18 protein-coding genes are annotated in these 21,657 nt (G+C 46.3%); 15 read left to right on the top strand and 3 right to left on the bottom strand.

The window, feature by feature from the left end; genetic code table 11:
* Positions 1–18: 18 nt before the first annotated feature.
* The 6 genes from GA004_RS12095 (at position 19) to GA004_RS12075 (ending at position 11,959) form a co-directional block, all read left to right on the top strand.
* Complete coding sequence (locus GA004_RS12095; RefSeq protein WP_283394124.1) at positions 19–1,521, top strand: TIR domain-containing protein; 1,503 nt, start codon at positions 19–21, stop codon at positions 1,519–1,521.
* Between the two features lie 12 nt (positions 1,522–1,533).
* On the top strand, positions 1,534–6,408 hold the full coding sequence (locus tag GA004_RS12090; protein ID WP_283394123.1) for an nSTAND1 domain-containing NTPase: 4,875 nt from the start codon (positions 1,534–1,536) through the stop codon (positions 6,406–6,408).
* Positions 6,409–6,460: 52 nt separating this feature from the next.
* Positions 6,461–8,149 carry a RyR domain-containing protein gene (locus tag GA004_RS12085; RefSeq protein WP_283394122.1) on the top strand — a complete coding sequence of 563 codons (1,689 nt, stop codon included), beginning with the start codon at positions 6,461–6,463 and terminating at the stop codon, positions 8,147–8,149.
* A complete protein-coding gene (locus GA004_RS18235) occupies positions 8,149–8,406 on the top strand; it encodes an integrase core domain-containing protein (RefSeq protein WP_425492869.1) in 258 nt (85 codons plus the stop codon). Before GA004_RS12085 ends, GA004_RS18235 begins: the two co-directional genes overlap by 1 nt.
* 277 nt (positions 8,407–8,683) lie before the next feature.
* Entirely contained in the window at positions 8,684–10,711 is a 2,028-nt protein-coding gene (locus tag GA004_RS12080) for a TIR domain-containing protein (RefSeq protein WP_283394121.1), read from the top strand.
* Positions 10,712–11,176: 465 nt separating this feature from the next.
* Entirely contained in the window at positions 11,177–11,959 is a 783-nt protein-coding gene (locus GA004_RS12075) for an MBL fold metallo-hydrolase (RefSeq protein ID WP_283394120.1), read from the top strand.
* Positions 11,960–12,044: 85 nt separating this feature from the next.
* Here GA004_RS12075 and GA004_RS12070 read toward each other — a convergent pair whose 3' ends face one another.
* Positions 12,045–12,959, bottom strand: coding sequence for an IPT/TIG domain-containing protein (locus GA004_RS12070; protein ID WP_283394119.1), 915 nt, complete (start codon positions 12,957–12,959; stop codon positions 12,045–12,047).
* A 73-nt stretch (positions 12,960–13,032) separates the two neighbouring features.
* On the opposite strand from GA004_RS12070, the gene hemW reads away from it, so the two are divergent.
* The 3 genes from hemW (at position 13,033) to GA004_RS12055 (ending at position 15,794) form a co-directional block, all read left to right on the top strand.
* The gene (gene hemW, locus GA004_RS12065; RefSeq protein WP_283394118.1) at positions 13,033–14,232 is read left to right on the top strand and encodes a radical SAM family heme chaperone HemW; all 1,200 of its coding nucleotides are present in this window, start codon (positions 13,033–13,035) and stop codon (positions 14,230–14,232) included.
* A 139-nt stretch (positions 14,233–14,371) separates the two neighbouring features.
* Entirely contained in the window at positions 14,372–14,809 is a 438-nt protein-coding gene (locus GA004_RS12060) for a hypothetical protein (protein ID WP_283394117.1), read from the top strand.
* Positions 14,781–15,794, top strand: coding sequence for a M23 family metallopeptidase (locus GA004_RS12055; protein ID WP_283394116.1), 1,014 nt, complete (start codon positions 14,781–14,783; stop codon positions 15,792–15,794). The genes GA004_RS12060 and GA004_RS12055 overlap by 29 nt, the downstream gene beginning before the upstream one ends.
* Positions 15,795–15,882: 88 nt before the next feature.
* Here GA004_RS12055 and GA004_RS12050 read toward each other — a convergent pair whose 3' ends face one another.
* Both GA004_RS12050 and cutA read right to left on the bottom strand, forming a co-directional pair.
* Entirely contained in the window at positions 15,883–16,038 is a 156-nt protein-coding gene (locus tag GA004_RS12050; RefSeq protein ID WP_283394115.1) for a small basic protein, read from the bottom strand.
* A 6-nt stretch (positions 16,039–16,044) separates the two neighbouring features.
* Positions 16,045–16,425 (bottom strand): divalent-cation tolerance protein CutA, encoded by a 381-nt coding sequence (gene cutA, locus GA004_RS12045; protein ID WP_283394114.1) that lies wholly within the window; start codon positions 16,423–16,425, stop codon positions 16,045–16,047.
* Positions 16,426–16,504: 79 nt separating this feature from the next.
* Here cutA and GA004_RS12040 point away from each other — a divergent pair, with 79 nt between their 5' ends.
* The 6 genes from GA004_RS12040 to tilS all read left to right on the top strand — a co-directional run bounded on the left by GA004_RS12040 (position 16,505) and on the right by tilS (position 21,649).
* Entirely contained in the window at positions 16,505–16,702 is a 198-nt protein-coding gene (locus GA004_RS12040) for a DNA-directed RNA polymerase subunit omega (RefSeq protein ID WP_283394113.1), read from the top strand.
* Between the two features lie 103 nt (positions 16,703–16,805).
* Positions 16,806–17,282: an SsrA-binding protein SmpB gene (gene smpB / locus GA004_RS12035; protein ID WP_283394112.1), complete on the top strand. Its 477-nt coding sequence runs from the start codon at positions 16,806–16,808 to the stop codon at positions 17,280–17,282.
* Between the two features lie 36 nt (positions 17,283–17,318).
* On the top strand, positions 17,319–17,933 hold the full coding sequence (gene thrH, locus GA004_RS12030; protein WP_343218856.1) for a bifunctional phosphoserine phosphatase/homoserine phosphotransferase ThrH: 615 nt from the start codon (positions 17,319–17,321) through the stop codon (positions 17,931–17,933).
* A gap of 42 nt (positions 17,934–17,975) precedes the next feature.
* Complete coding sequence (locus GA004_RS12025) at positions 17,976–18,440, top strand: tRNA (cytidine(34)-2'-O)-methyltransferase (RefSeq protein ID WP_283394110.1); 465 nt, start codon at positions 17,976–17,978, stop codon at positions 18,438–18,440.
* Between the two features lie 485 nt (positions 18,441–18,925).
* Positions 18,926–20,197, top strand: a complete 1,272-nt coding sequence (gene serS / locus GA004_RS12020; protein WP_283394109.1) for a serine--tRNA ligase — start codon at positions 18,926–18,928, stop codon at positions 20,195–20,197.
* 30 nt (positions 20,198–20,227) lie between these two features.
* Positions 20,228–21,649: a tRNA lysidine(34) synthetase TilS gene (tilS, locus tag GA004_RS12015; protein ID WP_343218804.1), complete on the top strand. Its 1,422-nt coding sequence runs from the start codon at positions 20,228–20,230 to the stop codon at positions 21,647–21,649.
* Positions 21,650–21,657 lie beyond the last annotated feature (8 nt).

Here is a 21,657-nt window from a genome sequence, read left to right as displayed (position 1 = left end):
TCGATATAGTTAAATAATATGAACGACATTTTTATAAGCTATGCTCACATTGACGACGAGTCCCTAGACGAGGAGCAAAAGGGTTGGATCTCAAAATTTCATAGATCGCTTTCAGTCAAGATCGCACAGCTAACAGGAGAACCTCCCAAGATTTGGAGAGATCCAAAATTACGAGGTAATGATGTGTTTGATCAGGCAATTGTGAATGAATTCAAAAATTCACGCCTGATGATTTCGATACTCACTCCGAGGTATGTGAAATCTGAATGGTGCCGGAAGGAAATAACTAATTTCTGTCGTAATGCCGAGGATCAAGGAGGGATAAATGTAGAAGGTAAATCGAGACTTATTAAGGTTATAAAAACCCCTATCGCTGCCCATTCGAGTGACACCCAGCTACCTGTGATTTTAGGGAGTATCTTGGGGTTTGAGTTTTTCGAACATGATCAAGAAACGGGGCGAGTAGTGGAGTTTGATGAGGCCTTTGGACAAAAGGCGAAACAGAGTTATTATTCTCGTATTTACGATTTAGCTACGGAGGTTGCCGATGTGCTGGTCGCGTTAGATAACGAGAAAGATGGGGATCAGGAATCCGTGATTCCTGATACGGGTAAGGATAGCCAAATTGTTTTTTTGTCCTCGGTTACCTCAGATCTGGAGGAATCTCGTCGCAAAATTTCTCGTGAACTCGTCGCCCGTGGTCATCAGGTAATAGGTTTAGATCCTTTGATCGCAGCCTCGGAAAATGCATTGTCTGAAGCCACAACAAAAATAAGCGAGGCGAATTGCGTAGTACACCTGGTAGGAGAGAAGTACGGCATAGTCCCAGAAGATGCACAATGCTCTATACCTGAGATGCAGTTGAATGCATCCGCCGAGCGCGCCTCAGCCGATCCAAGCTTTAGGAGATTCGTTTGGATGCCAAGATCGGTGAATCCAACCGATCCCAGGCAAGTTACCTTTCTTCATGGCTTAATGGAGGATCCAAACCGTCAAAAGGGCGCAGAGATGCTTGAGGATACTTTGGATAATTTTAGAGACTACATTGTAGAAAAACTGCGTGTTCCGATACCCATTAGTACTCCGGCTGAAACGTTAATGCAGGATAGTGACGGGACAAAATCCGTATACTTAATATACGACCTTCCAGACGAAGAGAACGTTGTGCCCTTGGAGGACTTCTTGTTTGATAATGGCTTGGAAGTTTTGACGCCAAATTTCGATGGTGATGAGTCAGAGATAAAGGAATCAAATATCGAAAAGCTCAAATCTTGCGATTCCGTCTTAATATATTACGGCCAATGCGCAAAGACATGGGTCGATATGAAGCTCATGAGCGTAATGAAAGCTCCCGGATATGGCAGGAAGAAGCCTTTTTCAAGCAAGCTGGTCTTCCTGGCACCGCCTTTTGATAGAAGGAAAATGCGATTTAGGAGCAACCTAGCTTCGGTAATAACTCAAGCGGACGAAGAATTTTCAGCGAAGGACCTAGAAATCGCTTTAGAAGAGCTAACGAAATAACCCTTCACGATCATGAATAAAGAAGATTTTCAGAACCCTTTCCCTGGTTTACGCCCTTTCTATTTTGATGATAGCTATCTCTTTTTTGGACGGGACGCCCAGATAACAGAACTTGCTAGTCGATTGCGTAAAAACAAATTCCTGGCTGTTGTTGGAACTTCAGGAAGCGGAAAGTCTTCTCTCGTCCGGGCAGGCCTTCTGCCAGAGCTGTTGAGCGGCACCATGGTTAGTGCGGGTTCGCTTTGGGAAACAGCGATTATGAGACCAGGTGGTGACCCCATAACCAACTTGGCGGAGTCAATCGTACAAGCAGATCTGTATGATCCTGAAGAGGAAGAGATCGTCTCTCAAGTACGAGCAACCTTGACCAGGAGTGGTCTTGGTTTGATAGAGGCAATCAGACAGTGCGACATAGACGAAGGCTCAAATCTTCTTATCGTCGTCGATCAATTTGAGGAGATTTTTCGGTTTAGGGGTAGCGATGACGCTAGTGACGAACAGGCGGCTTTTTTCGTAAATCTTCTGCTCGAGGCAACAGAGCAAAGTGAGCTCCCAATCTATGTCATTATAACGATGCGATCAGATTTCCTGGGGGATTGTAGCCGATTTCCGAGACTAGCTAATTCTGTCAACGAGGGCGAATTTCTAATACCACGTTTAAATCGGGATCAGAGAAAAGAAGCGATAGAGGGTCCTATAAGAGTAGCAGGAGGAGAAGTATCCCAGCCTCTCCTGAACCGACTTCTCAATGATATTGGAGATGATCCTGATCAATTGCCTATTTTACAGCATGCTCTGATGCGAACTTGGGGATATTGGGCAAAGCATAGTGATCGTGATTCTTTAGACTTGGATGATTACAGGGCGACAGGCGGCATGACAGAAGCTCTGTCACGTCACGCAAATGAGGTCTACGCTGCTCTGCCAAGCGATGGTCACAGAAAAATAGCGGAAAAGGTTTTTAAAAATCTAACGGAAAAAATTGATCAAGGACGGGGAATTCGAAGGCCTATGCCTTTCGGAGAGCTCCTTGAAATTGTCCAATGTGCTGAGGAGGATTTACGTTTAGTCGTAAACGAGTTTCGTGCCGCAGGTAGAACTTTTTTAATGCCAGCCCCGACGAGGGAAATTGATTTGTCTACCGTCATAGACATTTCGCACGAAAGCCTCATGCGAGTGTGGACCCGTCTCAAGGACTGGGTAGACGATGAATCACAGTCGGCAAGAATTTACAGGCGTTTGGCTGACACAGCACAACTTTTTGAAGAAGGAAAAGCGGGCTATTATCGAGATCCGGATCTTCAGATCGCTATGTCTTGGAAAGAAGAGGCACAACCGAATCACCTGTGGGCAGATAGGTACTATGAGGGATTCGACAGAGCAATGCAGTTCCTCGACAAAAGCTATGAGGTCACTAGGCAGGAAGAGATTGATAAAGAGAACGCAAGAATTCGCGAATTAGAATCTGCTAAGGCATTGGCGGCAGAGCAGGAAAAGAGAGCAGCCATTGAAAAAAGGAGTGCAAAAAGACTCAGAGTTTTGTCAGCCGGACTGGCATTGGCGGGCATTGCCTCTCTCGTTTTCTTAGCGTTTGCAATCAATTCAAAAAACGAAGTTAGCAATAAGATAAATGAGTTAGCGTCACGAAGTTTTCTTAGGGGACAAGAACTTGAAAAAAGCAAAGACGGTCTCAAGGCCTTGCCTTGGTACCTCGATGCAGTTGATCTGTCTAAAGGTAATGAATCGCTCAATGCAAAATATTTAAATGCTCTTTCAAATAAGCTTTCTAGTAATTTTATCCTAGAAAAAGGAATAAATGTAAAAGACGTCTCCGAGTTGATCATCTCTGAAGACGGAAAGCTACTCGTAATAAATACAAACGCTGGTTTGTTTGGCGCGGAAAACAAGATCCACGTTTACTCATGGCCAGATCTGAGAGAAGTCTGCGAGTTGAAAATCGATGGAGTGATTTTTAAAACCAAGATTTCCCCAGATGGAGGTCATATATTCTCATGCTCAAATATTGAGTCAAAAGTTTGGAGTGTTTCGGCTGATTCTAAGACTGTTTTTCAAAAACCCTATTTTGGCAGCTTTTCATTCAATCCAAAAAATGAAGGTGGATATCATTTATTTGGATCCTCAGAAGGATTATCTAGAATTGAGAGGGACTTTAGCCAAGAGTCAGACGTCCATAGCAGGAGAGTTGCTTCAACGGCTATATCACCAAACGGGAATCATTATATTTCAATTGAAGAACTAGACCGCGACACCACTGGTAGCGTGCCAAGTGCAGTCTTCAGAAGGCGATTATTTAGGTCAGGAGGAGTGCCCTCAAAAATAGTCAGTTTCAGTATTAAAAATGATTCTTTCGAACAAGATTTTGAGAGCGAGTTTGAAGGTTTCATCAGTCAAATTATTTTTCCTGATGACTCGCCTGAAGGAATAGCGTTTTTCTCGGCTAGCCAATCTTCTAAACGCTTCACGCAGGTGAACTTCTCAATAGGCGAAGTTTCTAACGCGGCTCTACTAGATTTCGGTGGTGTGGATCCAGGAGAGCTAAAGATAAAATCAGGAGGTGATAAAGTTCTAGTCGCATCGAGTGTTGGCTCATTGCAAATACTCGAGAAACAGCCAACTGGTTGGGAATCAGTTCAAAATTTGCCCCTCAGCGAGAATAGTCCCTCCGATCTTAGTAGTAATGGATTGGACGTCCTGACGTCCAACTCAAATGGATCAATACAATTGTTGTCGGCAATTTCTGGAGATCAATTTGCCGACTCCTTGTATGGTAAAGTGGCAATTAAGGACGCGATCTTCGGGCCTTCTGATGAGAGAATCATTGTAGCACTCGAGAATGGTGAAGTTAAAGTTTTTTCTATACCCATCGGTAAAGTACGAGTTACTGGAACACCGTACCAATCTTCCGTCAGCGGTGGGAGGGGTCCTTGGCTAGCCGTCGATGGAATTGTACAATCGACTCGTTCTCCACGAACTCGATCTTCAGATGACTTTGAACCGACCTCCATGTCGACGGAGCTCGGAGACGCAAATCCGATGTGGCGTCTAAATTTTGACAGGGTAAGCAAGGTCACTGATGCGAAGATTTGGAATCGTCCCTCCGCGGGCTTGACCCCAAATCCAAATGATATGTTCATACGACGGCTTAAAAATTTTAAAGTGTCTTTAAAGTTGGATGGCGAAACCGTTTGGGAAAAATTGTTTCTCCACGAGAAAAGTGATAGTCCCCCATATCCTTATCATGAGGTGGAGTTTGATGACGGAGTGATGGCCGACTGTTTCGAAATAACCATAACCGATGTAAACGAAAACAATGAAAAGATCCTCTCTCTTTCTGAGGTCGAAGTTTTTGCTATTTCTGAAAATAAAAATGTCACATTCGGTGAAGATCTATCTCAATATGTAAGGGAAGTCTCTAGTCATGAGTTACTTGCAGACGGAAGAGTCGTTTTATCGAGTTCTAGCATAGAAGCGAAATCATTCGCAAGTTACACTAGCAAAGGGGGCGAAGAAGAAAGAATTCTTTCGAAATTTTTAAAAGCTTACGATTCACAAAACTGGACCCTTTGTATACGGTATTTTTCACAACTTGGCGTAAATCGGGAAAATTCTGAAGTGGTCCGTAAAGCTATTATCTGCTACAGGAGCTTAGGTTCGTTCGAGGATTCCCAAAAGCTCCTAGCTAATTACTTAAGTAATAGTTCACCAGATTATAAATTCATCGTAAATGAATTGTGTAACTTAGATCAATTTGGTTTGAACGTTGCGAGCCTTGTAACAAAGGTATTATCTACGGAGTCGTTTTACCAAGATAAATTAGCGTGCAAAAGCATGAGCCTATTTTTGGTTTCTAGCGACAAATACCAGCTAAGCCAGAGATTACACGATTGGTTGGAGGATGAATACAATAGAAGAGATTCATACGCTACATTGAGGCCTTCCGAGAATTATGATCTGGAAAACGGAATTACAATTGAAGGCTGGTTTAGATATGATGCACGTGGTTTTTACAGTTGGGCCCCTCGACTTATCAACAAATTCGGCCAAGGAGGCTCCGATGGGTACTGCCTGACTGTTGCTGGCTCCGGAAAAGTGCTTTTTGAGCTCAATAACAGCAGCACGGGTGAAGCAGCCTACCATTCTGTCGATTCACCCGAATCTGGACAGTGGTTTCATTTAGCAGCAACCTGGGATATACAAACTAAACAAATGCGTATGTACATCGACGGTGTCGAGAAAGGTGATCCATTAGAGTTTCAAGGTCCGATTGGCCTTACAAGCGTACCTCTCGGTTTCGCAACAAACAATCTAAGAGCGACCCGCATAGATGCCTCATATTCCGAAATAAGGATCTGGAATTACGCAAGAAGTAGTGAACAAATTAGAGAAAATAAAAACAAGCGTTTAGATGCTGAGCTAGACGGACTTGCTTTTTACGGATCTTTTTCTGATGAAAACGAGATAAGAAAGTTGCCGTGGAGTAAAATTGTGAATCCATCAATTCAATCCACCAAGCAGCTCCCTTTCGGAAGTAAAACAGATTATCTCGCTCTTACCGAATCCAATAGTTTTACGGAGAACTTATGGTTGGATTTGATTCTCGCAGAAAGCTACTTTCAGCGAGATAAAATGAGCGAAGCATTAAACATTCTGAGAGCTTCAGATTTTAGATTTAGCAGCCGAGTTTACAATCCAGCTAGATTAGGGTTAATATCTAAATATCTTACTTCCATAGACGACGGAAATGAGGTATTCCGGAGGAGGATGAGCAACTTGTTGCAGCAGGGCATAACTGAAACGAACAAACCCTCCGAAGGGATGCTCCCGCCTTGGGTCCCACAAGTGGGAAAGTTGATACAGCCTTTTTAATCATTTTTTTGGAATAAAATGAAAATCACGGGCCTATCTTAGGCCAGTAAATATGGGTTCAGCTCCAGTTAGATTTGCGATAGTTTCCTTAGGTTTATTGGCCCTTTACCTTGGCTGGATCGGTGCCAGTCTGTTATCCCCGAACGATTCCTTCTTGGATTCTTTGTATAAAGCAGTGAAGTTATTCGTGCTTGAGGATTCAGGTATGTTTCGACTCGAGCATCCCTTAACCCTCGAAATTGCACGTTGGCTGGCCCCTATCACAACGATTTCTAGTATTTTTGCTGCTGCTAGCACCTATCTTAGGCAGTTATCGGATTTCATCAGGCTCGTGTTCTGTAGTGATCATACAATAGTCCTTGGAGCTAGTGACGAGGCCTTGCACCTAATTGCGGACTTAAGCGCATCCAAGACTGGGAAAATCGTTGTGATTGAAAAAAACGCCAACGCTCCGAACCTGCAGGAATTAAAAAAGTATCGGGTCCTCGTAATCATTGGAGATTTCGAAACTAAGGCTAACTTAGAAAAAGCGAGAGTATATAAAGCAAAATCTGTAATTAGCCTCACTAGTAAAAACGAAAAAAATCTTTCTGTTATACTGCGGGCAAGCCAGCTTATTCCTGATTCGAGGTTCGAGAATCCAGTAAAGTTTTATCTGCCAATAAAAGGTTTTTTTCATACAGAATCTCTACAGAGTAGTGGGATTTGTGATTATCCAGGTGCAAGGAAGAAAAAGATCATAGTAGTCAACCTAGTTAGAAATCGTGCTCGTTGTTTGTTCTCAAAACATCCAATCGAGATCGATCGATTAGGAAAAGTAAAGGAGCCAATTATCATTTTTGATACGTACAATGATCTTGTTCAGGCTTTTATAGTACATACTGCTGAGGTTGGTCATTACCCTCATAACGTTAAGGCAACTATTTATATCGTAAGTCCTGACGCCGAAATAAAAGTTGAGAAATTAGTCTATCATTTTCCTGCTGTAAGAGATTGTGTTAATCTTCACAGCGTGCCGCTTAAAAGCGGTGACGATGCGGTAGACACTATTGCGGAACTGATCGAGAACAAGCAGGGCAATCACAATAAGTCAGTATTGCTAATGGAATCTTCGCCTCCGTCAGAAATGATCGAGGCAATAAGAATTAAGGAGAAAATCACGATCGATGCCTCAGTCACATTTGTGATACCTGAGTTAGATAATGGATTACTACCAAAGGGCATCGATTGTATAAAGAGTGTTGAGACTTTAGAGGATAGCTTAAGCGGTGCAGCAGTCTTTATGGCTTCTTTAGAAGATTCGGCCAAAAAACTTCACGAGGCATGGTATAATCAAAATTACATGCTAATTAAGGCCGCGGAGAACGAGGGTATGTTTGATAAGGCTTCAGCACTGAAAAGCAAACCAGCGTTTCTGCCCTGGGAGGACCTTAGTGATGAACAGAGGAAGCCAAGCATTTCTCTAGCTGATCATGCAGAAATAAAGAAGCGATACATTTTGTCTGAAACGGGACAGAAAGAAGGCAGTTCCATCGACGCTAAGTTAGTAGATGAAAGCGTGATGGAGGTGCTTTGCCGGATGGAGCACAACAGATGGATGGCGACATTAAAGATGATGGGCTGGAGTTATGGCTCTGAGCGAGATGACGAAAGAAAAGTACACAATAATCTGGTCCCATATGACGAGCTTGATGCCGATGCGAAATCCTTCGACAACACTATGATCGAGAATTTGCAATAATGGGTTCAGCCATTCGGTGGTTAGTTGCAATCGAGGACTGGCGATGGATATACAACAACATCCGGCCCCATCGCTCGCTGGGCTACGTGACCCCGCTGGAGTTCACTCGGGAACAATCAAAGGAAACCGAATCGAGCCAATGTTGGGCCTACCGTCTGCCTACAGCATCCTTACTGCCCAACATTAACAACCTATACAACATTAACCACATTATCAATACGTCCAGATTAACCAAAGCTCTAGCTCAGTTTGCGTAGCTCAACCAGAGTGAGTCTTCAATGAAACTGTGTAATCTGTTTTATTGGGAGACATCGCTCGCTCGCTGCTCCGTTCGGCCTTGCAAAAGTTCGTGCTTTTGTACAAACCTCATAATGCCTAAGATTGTCATTAACCAAGCTGTGGCTATCTGCACACTAGATTAAAGATCAGAGAAACCTATGAGAATTGCGGAAAATAAACTGCATGATTAATCAAAGTTAGATAAAACAGAGTGTTCCCTACATGAGTTTATTCTGTGCATTTAAATAACGAGTTGTGAAATCAGACGTATTTGTAAGTTACGCCTCGGATGACCGAGATAGGATTTTTGACCTAGTTGCACGCCTACGGAGAGGAGGTGTCTCTGTGTGGATTGACCAAATGGGAATAGAAGGTGCGACCATGTGGAGCCAAGAAATTGTTGAGGCAATCGATGAGTGCAAGGTTTTGATCCTGGCGATCTCACAACGTTCAACTGAATCGGAAAACGTGGTCAAGGAGCTCGCTTTGGCATCAGAGAGACGCAAGAACATACTGCCAGTTTGTCTCGATCAATCGGGTGTCCCAAAATCAATGGAATACCAGTTAGCGGGTATTCAACGTGTCGATTATTTTGAAGGTAATGAGGAAAAAGGCATTGAGGCCATCAATCGTGCACTCGGCAAACTTGATGTAACTTTCGCGAAGAATGTGGATCAAGGCCAACAAGAGTCGCTATCGAGTCGGGGTCATGAGCCTAATCAAAATAATCTGACAAAGGGAAAATCGAGATCGGTATGGCCGAAAGTGCTGTTTGCTTTTTCATCACTGGCTATAATAGCCATTACTTTATTGCTAAGCGGTATATTCAAGGAAGACGCAAATGTCCCTAGTGCTTTGAGGGAGGAAGACCATCCGAAAAGCCCCGAAGCAGGCTCTGAGAGTCTGCTAGACGCCGACCGTGTAGCCGTTTTGCCCTTCAAAACGATCGGCACCCAAGGTGAAACTTCGGATTTAGGCTATGGGCTTGTGTCTACACTAACAAATAAGCTGCAGCCTCTGCAGAATCTTACCATAATAGCCAAGGAATCATCCAAGAAGTATGGAGACACCAGCCAATCAGCCAAAGAAATTGGCCGGGCTTTAGGTGCGGGCACCTTAATTACAGGGGAGATATTAACAGATAACGAAAAGGTGCAAGTAAACATCCAGCTTATCGACGCAAACACAGATACACTTGGATGGGGAAGTACTTTTTTGGATTCTAAGAGAAATTTTCTGGATCTGATTAACGAGATAGCGACTAACGTTGCTAGCGAATTAAAAGGTGGGCTCGAAGCAGCGGAGATTGAGCGCCTGGCTCAAAAAGCAACGGAGAGCACTGAAGCTCATGCAGAGTATCAGAAAGGTCGCAGAGAGTGGAATAAACGGACACGAGAGGGTTTTCAAAATGCAATAACTCACTTTGAAAAAGCGATAAGTCTGGATCCAGAATATGCGAATCCGCGTGCAGGATTGGCGGATACTTACAGCCTGATGCCAGCTTACTATTATGCACCCGCTTATGAGGTTATGAAAGAGGCTAAATCGAATGCTGAAAGGGCAATCGAGTTGAATCCTAATTTAGCAGAAGCATATGCATCGCTCGCATGGATCCAGCTAGTCTTCGATTATGACTGGCTCAATTCTGAAAAAAATTTCAAGAAGGCAATTGCTCTAAACCGTAATTACGCTACGGGCCATCACTGGTATGGTCTGTTTCTAAACGCATCTGGAAGAAGAACCGAGGCTATTGAATTTTTGAAAACAGCTTTTCGGCTAGAACCGACTTCATTGATTATTCCTACCAACTTATCGCAAGCCTATCTAAAGAATAATCAAGTAGGCCTTTCTCTTGAATTATACGAAATCGCTAGAAACGTAAGTCCTGAGTTTTCAACAAATTTGTGGAATTTTGTTCGCTGCCAAGAAGAGCATGATGTTTCTATCGAAATACTGAAAAGATCAATCATCGGAAATCCAGAGGATCCATTACTGAGAAGGGCCCTATTTTGGGCTTATGCGAAAAATGGGGACACAGATAAGGCTAAGGATGTAATGATCTATTCATTAGATAATTTTCACGATAAAATGACCTTAGGTTTTGCTGAAATGTATGCAGCACTTGGAAATTACGATGCAGCGTTAAAGTGGATGAGGAAAGCAATATCAGAAAAGGCGCTTCCGATGGTATTTCTACCAATAAGCTACGAGTTTCCGGAGGAGCTAATATCAGATTCCAGATTTGTCGATTTGATGAAGTCGATCAATAATCCGTTATATTGATTATAGAACTTACTGACCGATTTCTGTCCCTGAAAATATAATTTCATAGTTTGAGCTAAAGATAATTGCTGCATCTATTTACCTAGATAAAATGTTGTAGAATAGGCAGTAACCGATTTCGAATTCCGCTCTCTCCGCCATTCAATAGAAGGATTAAGATCTAGGAACCACGAACGGACGAACCATGTAACAACCGCATGAGCGGGATTAGAGCCCGCCAGGTTTGACGCAGCAAGCTTGCGAGCGAAGAAGGGATATGTGCAGCTTGGGTCCGCAAGACGCTGAACAGCGTTCAGCCAATCCCGTGTATTCGCCAATATAGAAATTCAAGTGCTCGTATTTAAGAGAGTTTTTTGTCGCCGATGTTTCGGACAGGATGAGTTCTGCGACCGATTGGGGTATTAGTTGACCGCTGCTGAGATTATCCTGTTCGAACGAGGCTAGGTAGGTTAGGGAATCGTTGTAGTGAAGATCACATTTCTAGGAACTGGTACCTCTCAGGGGGTACCCGTAATCGGGTGCAGTTGTCCGACTTGCGTTTCGACCGATCCGCGCAACAAGCGTTACCGGACGCATGCCCACGTGGAGATTGGAAATCTGAATATCCAAGTGGATGCCGCTCCTGAATTCCGGATACAGGCCCTAAAACACTCGATACCGAAAGTGGACATGGTCCTGCTGACCCATGGGCATGCCGACCACATTCTAGGGATGGACGACTTAAGACGCTATTGCGATATGCGTGATGGGGAAGCACTTCCGGTCTACACTAACGAAGAGGGGGAAGAGCGGATGCGAAGCATTTATGGATACGCTATACGGGAAAAACCCAAGGAGTACGGCTATCCTGTATTTTCCCTTTTTCGGATGCCTCCAGTGCTGGATCTGCCGGATGGAGTGATTCATTCGTTTAATCAAAGTCATGGAAACTTTGAATCGCTTGGGCTTGTATTCATAGAACGATACACAAGCAAGAAGCTTGCCTATTTTACCGATTGCGATTCCGTAAAGAAAAAGGCCATCGAACGGGCAGCGGGTGCTGATGTGGCCGTGCTCGATGGACTGCGCTTTAAGGCCCACAAATCGCACATGAGTGTCGAGCAAGCGATCGAAGTTGCGGATCAGATAGGGGCGAAAAAGACCTACTTAATCCACATGACGCATCACGTGAATCACGCTATTGCTGAAACGAGGCTGCCTGAAAAGGTTCGATTCGCTTACGACAATTTGGTGGTTGAGATTTGTTAGGATCTAGTGGACTGAATCGATTCTGCTACCCGACGTAGAAATTTGCCATATTTTTCCTCTTTTGCGGAAACGTGCTTAGCTAAGTCTAATTGACCGTTATCGGAACGACGACTTCGGAATAGCCGGGCATCGTGATGAAGAGATTTCCAGATCCGGGGGATCCTCCTTGGACAGGAATGCTGGTAGAACGCTGGCCGGCTTCGATTCTTACAAAATCCATAATGACGCTGTCAGGAATGTCCGTTTGAACGTCTATCTGGAGACCACCCGGAGGGGCTTCTTCGGGAATTGTGAAGACCAAAAGACTGGATTGCCCTTGTGCGATCGTCGATGGCTGTAGCCTTACGCTGACCCTTGAAGAGTCGATTCTAAGCGTTCCCGCTATGATCTCACCGCTGATGCCCATCACTTTCACGGCATAACCGCGACCCTCGGGCAGTGACGGAACGTAGAAGGATAGTGAAGTAGAGCTGTCGAAGCGGGTAGCCGCTGGAGTGTCTCCAACCAAAATTTTGTCGGTCTGTGTAAAGCCTCTGCCAAGGACGGCTACGCGTGTGCCTACGGGGGCTCGGTTAACTTCGAGTTCGACGGTGTACCGATTTTCGACCGAGAACCGGTTCAACTCAGTGACGATTTCCTTAGTCGTAGCGCCATTTTCAATTTTTTGGTCGTAGTGAACGAGCATGTAGAAGGCAGCCTCGCTACGACCGGAAGGCATGCGATAATCGTACTCGAAAAGATTGTTACTGCCGGGAGCCAGACTCATTGGGTGGACTTTACCATCGATCACAATTTGCGGCCTCAGACTTTCTTTGATGACGGAGCTATTCTTGACCTTGATCTGAGCCGTGATGGTATAAACGTTTGATGGGTTCGCCTTCATGGTTGAAGGCGTCAGGTCGATAACGTTTATGTTACAGCCTGCCATAGTTAGCACGAGTGGCGCGAGCAGGCAGATGAGCCAGTTTCTATGTGTGGACTTGGACGCTAAAGTATCCATGATATTGAGTCGGTAGGCGAAATTAGACCTTGAATTACAATTAAATAATGAGTGTCAGTGAAGAAAATAGTTCATGCAAGCTGTCTTAAAGGCAACAATAGAGAGGAAAAAAAACGAATTGAGCAGTGAATTCCAGCCAAAATGGTGGGGGAAGACCTTGGGATTGTACGTTCATGTGCCCTTTTGCGCCACTTCGTGTGACTTTTGCGCCTTCTATCAAGTGCAGGGCGATAGGGCTGGAATTAGGGCCTATCTAGACGGGATAGAGGAAGAAGCGGCTCAAGTAGCGGTAGCGGGGCAAGAGTTGAACACGTGCTTTTTTGGGGGCGGTACCCCCGGGTTACTGAAGGCGAGCGATTTACAGATTCTTTGCGAAACAGTGAGGCGGAATTTTCGAGGAACGGTGGGTGAATGGACTGTGGAAATGGCGCCCTCGACCGTGAAACTGGATAAATTGAAGGTGCTTAAGGATGAGGGTGTCAATCGGATATCCATGGGAGTCCAGAGTTTCGACGATGCGTTGCTGGACAAGCTGGGTCGACAACACAGCCGGAAACAGATCCTGAAAGCTTATGACCTGATTCGTGAAGAAGGATTCGAAAGCGTTAATCTTGATTTGATTTTCGCAATTCCGGGACAGAATGAAGCGAGACTCAAAGAAGACATTCGGCAAGCGGCCGAACTCGGGCCGGACCACCTCTCAACCTATTGTCTGACCTTTGAGGAAGACACGGCCCTATTTGTTCAGCTCTCAGAAGGAAAAGTCGCATTGGATGTGGAGCTAGAAACGCGCCTTTATTTGACATGCTGGGAAGAAATGGAGCGGCTAGGTTATGAGCAGTACGAGGTCTCAAACTTTGCTAGGCCTGGCAAACAGTGCCTGCACAATGCTAACACTTGGAAGATGGACCAGTGGATTGGTCTAGGGCCTTCGGCTGCGAGCCAGTTCAGGGGAAGGCGTTACTCAAATGTGCCGGATTTGGATCGTTGGTTAGAAGGCGTAAAAGTGAACAATCCGAATTGGATAGACCAATCTGACCTCAATGAGGCACTCTTATTGGAAGACGCTCTAATTTTTGGGCTGCGAATGAACGATGGAGTAGACTTGAAGGCACTTCAGCAACGCTTCGGTCAGGAGCTAACCCGATCGCAATCAAAAACGATTGAAGCGTTGGAATTAGATGGAAAACTTCGGAAAAGCGGGGACCGCGTATGGCTGACTAGAGAGGGGAGATTGTTATCGGACGCCGTCGGGAGCGCTCTAATGGTTTAAGGCTTGCCCCTATAGAAGCCGTTAACGTTATAGGAGGAACTGAATGTCGAGGGAATTGGCTAGAGCTTTAGCAAATAGAGCAATTAAGGAGAGGCGTTGCACCTCGCTTGCGTTATTATCGCTGGTTCTGGGTCTACTTTTGACTTCCTGTAAAACAACGGGAGTGGGGTTTGAATATGAGCGGGCGGTGGCTCGGTTCGTTTTGGAATCCGAAAATAGCGGGACCATTGTGACGATGCCTGTGAGTGACGTGCGGATACAGGTTAATCCTACGGCGATTTTGACGGAGTTTGACCTGGAAAGCGTGGCCGTTGCGGAGGTCGAACTGGGTCAATGTCTCCAATTCATGCTGACCCGCCAAGCTTCCAGAAGATTTTATCAAGCGAGCGCCAACAGCCAAGGAAGGCGGATGGTTTTGATTGTTAATGGGCAACCGCTTGGATTGCATCCTATTGAACGGCCGGTTTCGGACGGAATTTTTTATGTCTTCGTTGAGATTCCCGATGCCGACCTATCCGATTTAGCTAATAATCTTAGAGGTACGAGCATTGAGATTCAAAACAAGATCAGCGGCTAGCCTCATTGTTGGGCTCCTGTTATCCGTAGGTTTGTCGGCGTCAGAGAACATCGGAGACCACTTCTGGCCCACTCCCAACAACGCTTTTGTCGAAGGCAGGACCTTGGCGCACTTTGTCCAACCTACTGAATCGGGAAAGCTGAATTCTGCCCTTTGGGGTTGCGTTCGAAATAATGGCACCCGGTTTCATGAGGGGATCGACCTGAAGGCCACGCAGAAGGATCGCTACGGCGAGCCGACGGATTCGGTCTTTGCTTTCGATAAAGGGATCGTCCGCTATGTAAATTTAGATTCCAGTCTCAGCAGCTATGGGAGGTATATTGTTATCGAGCATCCACATTGGAGTCCCGGTATGGTAACCTTGTATGCCCACCTGAGAGCAGTACCAAACGCCATTAGATCGGGAGTTGAGGTAACAGGGGGACAGCCAATCGGCACGATGGGCCGCTCAGCGAGCTACACTATTCCGCGCAGCCGTGCTCATTTACATTTCGAAATCGGACTTTGGCTCGGGGGAGAGTTTCAAAGGTGGTACGATCAGCAGCGGTTCAATGATCAAAACGATCACGGTGAATTCAATGGGATGAACATAATTGGGATGGATGTTTGGGCGATACTGCAGGCATTAAAAAGAGGAGAAGTAACCAATGTCGTGGAATACTTGGCGGCCGAACCGGCAGCGGTATCAGTAACTCACTGGGACTCGCAGATTCCCGATCTCTTGCAGGTAAACCCCGAGCTCATGACAAACTATGTGATTCCTGAAAACCACGCGGGTTGGCGTATCGATTTTTCGGCAAGTGGACTGCCCCTGCGTTTTGAGGCCCTTGCTTCGAAAACTCGAGCTTTGAGCCGTACGACTATTCGGATAGTTAACGAAAGGCTGGCCCGTTCCCAGTCGTGCCTAAGTCTAATCAGCGAGGGCACGTCCCCTGTGCCCAGTGCAAAGCTTAATGGCATCCTGCAGCGGTTGTTTGTAGACTAGGCCCAGCCCGCTGGTCTTTCTAGAGTTTGGTGCGCAAAAAACGCCGCTCGGTTGGGAGCGACGTCAGGAAATTGATCTTCAAGGCCGTTTATTCAGCTGGTTTGGTCTTTTTGAGGCCGACTACGCGGTCGCCTGTTTTCCATTCACCGCGTTTTCTTAGGAGTTCGACGCGCTCAAATCGCTTGAGTACATTGCGTTTTACGGCGGAGCTGCTAGAAGATTTGTAGCTAGGATGCTGTGACATGGCTGTTTAAGTAGGTTCCCGTTTTCGAAAGCGGTGGAACTTGGACGCTTCTTTAACCCAGATCAAGTACTTTTCGTCTACTTTTTCCGCTTCTGTTTCAATCCACTGAGGAGTATCGTAGGGATGGAGCTCATTAATGCGGGTCCGAGCTTCGGGGAGATTGCTTCCGAGAATCTTTAGCCATAAACGGAATTCAGTGGAGCTGCACCGCTCTCCATCCCAATTGTAAATAGATGTTGTAGGTCCGTCCAGTTGTACGCAGGCGGCAATTCTCTCATTTACAAAGGCATTGGCGATTGCGAAACCCTCTTCTTCTGTTGAGACCGTCGTCCAGCAAGTAAAAAGTGGATCAGTTTTATGGGAGTCCCCGGAATCTGGTTCGGTCATGATCGCTCAATAATCTCTTGACCCGCTAGTGCTTCAAGGTAAAAGGCAGGATTCCACACACCAAAAGGAGATATCTGCTTTGAGAGACGATTATATAAAAGAAGCCCAAAAGGTCATCACTGACCCGAATATTTTAGTCAACGTTGTGTCGCGTCGCGTTAAACAGCTGCGTCACGGAAACCGACCCCTTGTTGAGTCACTAGAAAAGCTGAATCTTGAAGATATCGCCCTGCGAGAAATCATCGAGGGGAAAATCAGCTACGAGATAGGCGAATAAGTAAAATCGTCACGACGAAAGTCGACTTTCAGGATACGCGGCGGGAAACTGTCGCGTTTTTTTGTAAGACGACACCGATCTACCCGGATGGATTTGAGAATTGATGGCTGGCAAAAAACAGAACAAGTCCAACGTACCGAAAGAGATCCGCAATGCCAGAGCGAAGCGGGACAACTTTGTGGAGGATATTTTTGAAGCTGGCATCATTTTGACAGGTACGGAAGTGAAGTCGTTGCGAGCGGGGAAAGCCTCTTTAAACGAGAGCTTCTGTCGGTTCGTAAAATCGGATTTATTTATATATGGATTCCACATAGACGAGTATGCTTGGGGATCGATGAACAATCACATCCCTCGTCGTGAGCGGAAGCTACTGCTGCATCGACACGAGCTGCGTAAGCTGAAAAAGCAGGTCGAGTCAGGAGGCAAGACGATCGTCCCTTTGAGGCTGTACTTTAAAGAAGCGCTGGTTAAAATTGAGATTGCAGTCTGCGTTGGCAAAAAGCTTTTTGACAAGCGGGATGATCTTAAGAAGAAAGCCGTCATGCGGGATGATGACCGGTCCTTTAAGTTTCGTCGATAGAGCCACCTAATACTCGATTTTTTTATGAACGAACAAATGACAATCGCCTGTCTTGACCTAGAGGGGGTTTTGATTCCAGAGATCTGGATAAACCTTGCTGAAAAGACGGGTATCGAAGCACTCAAGCTCACTACACGCGACATCGCGGACTATGACGAGCTAATGGGAAAGCGGCTCGAAGTGCTGGATGAGCACGGATTGACTTTGAAGAACTTTCAGGAGGTGGTAGCGACGATGGATCCGCTGGAAGGCGCCAGGGATTTTCTGGAATGGCTACAGGACCAGGTTGAGGTGATAATCCTTTCGGATACGTTTCGCGAGTTTGCCATGCCTTTGATTGCTAAACTCGGGAATCCGACTATGTTTTGCCATTCCCTTTCCGTGGATTACGAAACGTACCGGATTAAAGACTACGTACTCCGACAGAATGACCAGAAGCGAAAAGCGGTGATTGCGTTGAAAGGCTTGAACTTTCGTGTGCTTTCCATGGGAGATTCCTATAATGACCTGAGTATGCTTGAGGAAGCGGATGCGGGAATTTTCTTTAAGCCGACCAAGAAGATAATAGAAGAATTTCCTCAATTCCCGGTTACCGAGAATTACGAGGAATTGAAAAGCCATCTATGTTCGGCACACGGTTTTCGCCGTTAGTGCTATAACGACCAGGGCCGAATTGAGGTCCGGCTCAATTCCATGTTGCACGTCGTATTGTTTCAACCAGAGATTCCCCAAAACACGGGAAACATTGGCCGTACTTGCGCCATTACCGAGTCTCGCTTGCATTTGATTTATCCACTGGGGTTTGAAATACGAGATAAACACCTGCGTCGGAGTGGAATGGACTATTGGCACAACCTTGATATCCGGCATCATGAAAGCTGGGAGGCGTTTAAGAATTCGGATGACGGACCGAAGCGGTTGTTTCTAATGACGACGAAAGGAGCTAGGTCCTACTGGGATATAGAATACAAGGACGGAGATGGGCTTGTCTTTGGTAGAGAAGGTTCAGGTGCTCCCGATTGGATGCATGAAGAGATTGGGGACGATCGACGCGTGCTAATTCCAATCTACAACGATACCCTGCGATCCTTGAATCTGGCAACTAGTGCGGGAATTGCCGTCTACGAAGTGATGCGGCAGCTCAAGGGCGACCCGTAGCCTGGGGAGGCTCGCTTCAACAAAAGGTCCATTGTAACGCAAAAAGTATTGGTCGTAAAGACGTTGTCACTCGGCGACATCATGCATGGGTTACAGTTGGCTCAGACATTGAAGGAGAACGATCCGGGAATTGAAATCGCTTGGGTGGTTCGCCCTCGATTTGAAATACTGGTTCGCACGTGCACCGCCGTCGACAGCACTGTGACTTTTTGCCGAACGAGGGGCGTTGCTGAATTTGCCAATCTCTGCAAAAGACTGAGGAGTCGGCGGTTCGATTTGGTAATAGACCTGGAGGGATTGGCCCGTACCCGCTCGAAGAATCCCAAAACGGCGCGATAAACGCGCTGGGCGGAGACCTAGCATCGCTTTCCGTGGATAGAGTACTTGAGGAGGTATCTCGAAGATTATAGTGGTGGAAAGACGCTCTCTCTTGACTTTATTGGGGACGCAGCCTTGAGGAATGAGGCTTCAGACTTCTTTCATGAATGATTGATCTAAAAACATTACGAGAATCTCCAGAGGCGGTACGCAGCGGAATATTAAAGAAACGCAATGGCTGCGACCTCGATGCGGTACTCAAAGCGGATGGGGAACGGAGGAAGCTCATCGTTGAGGTAGAGAACCTCAGAGCTGAGCAGAAAGCCGCTAATTCGGATATGGCTCAGATGCAGAAGGGAAGTCAGGATTTTCTGGAGAAGGTCGGCTTAATGAAAACGTTATCAGCTCGAATTAAAGAAAGCGACGGTGCGTTGAAGGAGTTGGATGCGGCATGGAGCGATCTTTATCTAGGTGTACCGAATCTTCCTCATGAATCAGTTCCTGAAGGCAAGAGCGAGGCCGATAATGCGGTTTTCAAAAGCTGGGGTGAAATTCCGGAGAGAAAACCGTATAACATTCCTCACTACGATTTTGATTGGCTGGAACAAATACTCGATTTCAAGCGCGGAACGAAAGTAACGGGTGCTGGATTTCCCTTTTTCGTGGGAGATGGGGCACGACTTGTGCGCAGTCTGGTTTCGTTTTTCCTTGATCAAGCAAATGAAGCGGGAATTCAGGAAATGGCGGTTCCTTTTTTCGTCAATGCTGAGAGTGCAACTGCGACGGGCCAGCTTCCAGACAAAGAAGGGCAAATGTACCAAACGGTTGAGGACGGCCTTTACGCGATTCCGACCGCGGAAGTACCGTTGACCAATTTTTTGCGGGATGAGATTTTGGAAGAGTCGGATTTGCCCATATACCGTTGCGGTCATTCGGCCTGTTTTCGGAGAGAAGCGGGTAGCTACGGGAAAGACGTGCGGGGATTAAACCGCGTTCATCAGTTCGACAAAGTTGAAATCCTTAAATGGGTGAAGCCAGAGTCCAGTTACGATGAACTTGAAAGCCTGCGAGACTATGCGGAGAGCTTGCTGCAAAAGCTGAAGTTGCCTTACCGGGCTCTGCTCATGTGCGGAGGAGATATGGGGTTTTCCCAGACCAAGCAATACGACTTGGAAGTTTGGGCGGTAGGTCAGCAGCGTTGGCTCGAGGTTTCCAGCTGCAGTAATTTCGAGTCGTTCCAGTCACGGAGAGCTCGTATCCGCTACAGGGATCCTGAAACAGGAAAAAATGAGTTCGTACACACGCTCAACGGGTCAGGTCTCGCGGTTCCAAGGGTGTTCGTATCGATTCTAGAAAACGGCTTGCAGGAGGATGGAAGCGTTAAGCTGCCAGATGTGCTTGTTCCCTACATGGGCAAGGATCGGATTGCGAAAGTGTAGGATTTTCTCGATTGAAAGGACCGTTGTAAAGTGGATTGGATTAAGGCGAGAAGGTGTCTGCGATCCAATGTGGGTGTCGATTGGCTGCCGAAGCGAATTTGGGAAAGGATAGATAACTCCAAGCGATTATACATAGCCTGCTCTGGGGGCGCTGATTCTGTATTTCTAACCCTGTTTTTTTCGATGGAGGAATTGCGGGACCGATTGACCGTCTTGCATTTCAATCATCGATTGCGAGGAGAGGAATCTGATCAGGATGAGTGCTTTGTTCGGGAGCTTTGCTCGGGTTTGGGGTTGGCGTTTCTATCGGACTCGTGGGAACGGTCCGACGAAGGTGGCCCTGTTTCTGAGGAATTGGCTCGAGATGCGAGAATGGGCTTCTTTGCGAAATCTATTGGGAAGCACATCGTTGATTCGGTTATACTAACCGGGCATCACGCAGACGATGTTGCGGAAACTCTATTGATGAGGATTTCCCGCGGGAGCGGCTTGCAAGGAATTTGCGCGCCGAGAGAATTCTCTCAAGGCGTTGCCGGGTTGTGTTTTGTCAGACCACTCCTCAAAGTTCGAAGGGAGGAAATCTTAAAAGGACTTTCGGGTGTAAAAGCGATCTGGAGAGAAGATAAAAGCAACCAGACCGACCGGTTCTATCGCAATCGACTGAGGAAGGATGTGGTTCCTGCATGGGAGGAAGCAGCGGAGAGACCGGTATCAGCAGGGGCTTCGATGTCGCGAGAACTGCTTGAAGAGGATTGGATCGCTTTAGAACAAGTTTTTGAGCTTAAGTGGAAAGAGATCGAAGTGAAGGAAGGTGTAATCGGCTGGGAACGTTTGGCGAAAGAGCCTCGTGCGATTCAACGAAGGGCACTCAGTCGGCTCGTTTCCGCGGGCTCAAATGCTCCCTTGGCGAGTCAGGCAATGGAAGGGGTTCTAGAGTCGATCCGATGTTGTAAGTCCTTCAAGGTTAGCATTGAGCACGGACGCTGGATCGAAGGCACAAGTGGTGAAAAGGTATGGATTTCCAAAATTGGGAGAATCGTTGATTGGAAATCACAAGCAGTTCCAGAGGGTGTTGCGGTGTATTTTCCAGGGGGAGGAAAGCTCCTTGCGCAGGAGGTCGAAATCGATGTTGAAATGCTTGAAAAGGTCAGATCAGGGGAGTTTTCCCACAATAATGGTGTTTACCTTTCACTTAAAGCGAAACAAAGGCTAAAAACAGAGGTCAGATTACGACGGCCGGGTGATGCCTACCAACCAATGGGGAGGGAATCGGTTGTTCAACTTAAAGAGCTTTTCATTGACCGCAAAATTCCAAGAGAGGAACGCAGAACAAATCCGGTTATAATAGCGCCCGACGGGGAAATCCTTTGGGTACCCGGTTTACCACCTAGCAAAAACTACCGTTTGACGGAGATTGCAACTCGTGCCTTGCAATTGACTTACGAGAAGTGACGATACAC

The sequence above is a fragment of the Candidatus Pelagisphaera phototrophica genome (genome assembly GCF_014529625.1).
Classification (GTDB): Bacteria; Verrucomicrobiota; Verrucomicrobiia; order Opitutales; family Opitutaceae; genus Pelagisphaera; species Pelagisphaera phototrophica.
Note: the sequence above shows the minus strand (reverse complement) of the source record. Positions and strands in the feature narration are given on the sequence as shown.

Bases quoted from the DNA above. Each gene is read 5' to 3' on its own strand.
- GA004_RS12095 (WP_283394124.1), top strand. From the start codon at position 19: ATGAACGACATTTTTATAAGCTATGCTCACATTGACGACGAGTCCCTA.
- GA004_RS12090 (WP_283394123.1), top strand. From the start codon at position 1,534: ATGAATAAAGAAGATTTTCAGAACCCTTTCCCTGGTTTACGCCCTTTC.
- GA004_RS12085 (WP_283394122.1), top strand. From the start codon at position 6,461: ATGGGTTCAGCTCCAGTTAGATTTGCGATAGTTTCCTTAGGTTTATTG.
- GA004_RS18235 (WP_425492869.1), top strand. From the start codon at position 8,149: ATGGGTTCAGCCATTCGGTGGTTAGTTGCAATCGAGGACTGGCGATGG.
- GA004_RS12070 (WP_283394119.1), bottom strand. From the start codon at position 12,959: ATGGATACTTTAGCGTCCAAGTCCACACATAGAAACTGGCTCATCTGC.
- hemW (WP_283394118.1), top strand. From the start codon at position 13,033: ATGCAAGCTGTCTTAAAGGCAACAATAGAGAGGAAAAAAAACGAATTG.
- GA004_RS12050 (WP_283394115.1), bottom strand. From the start codon at position 16,038: ATGTCACAGCATCCTAGCTACAAATCTTCTAGCAGCTCCGCCGTAAAA.
- cutA (WP_283394114.1), bottom strand. From the start codon at position 16,425: ATGACCGAACCAGATTCCGGGGACTCCCATAAAACTGATCCACTTTTT.
- smpB (WP_283394112.1), top strand. From the start codon at position 16,806: ATGGCTGGCAAAAAACAGAACAAGTCCAACGTACCGAAAGAGATCCGC.
- thrH (WP_343218856.1), top strand. From the start codon at position 17,319: ATGACAATCGCCTGTCTTGACCTAGAGGGGGTTTTGATTCCAGAGATC.
- GA004_RS12025 (WP_283394110.1), top strand. From the start codon at position 17,976: ATGTTGCACGTCGTATTGTTTCAACCAGAGATTCCCCAAAACACGGGA.
- serS (WP_283394109.1), top strand. From the start codon at position 18,926: ATGATTGATCTAAAAACATTACGAGAATCTCCAGAGGCGGTACGCAGC.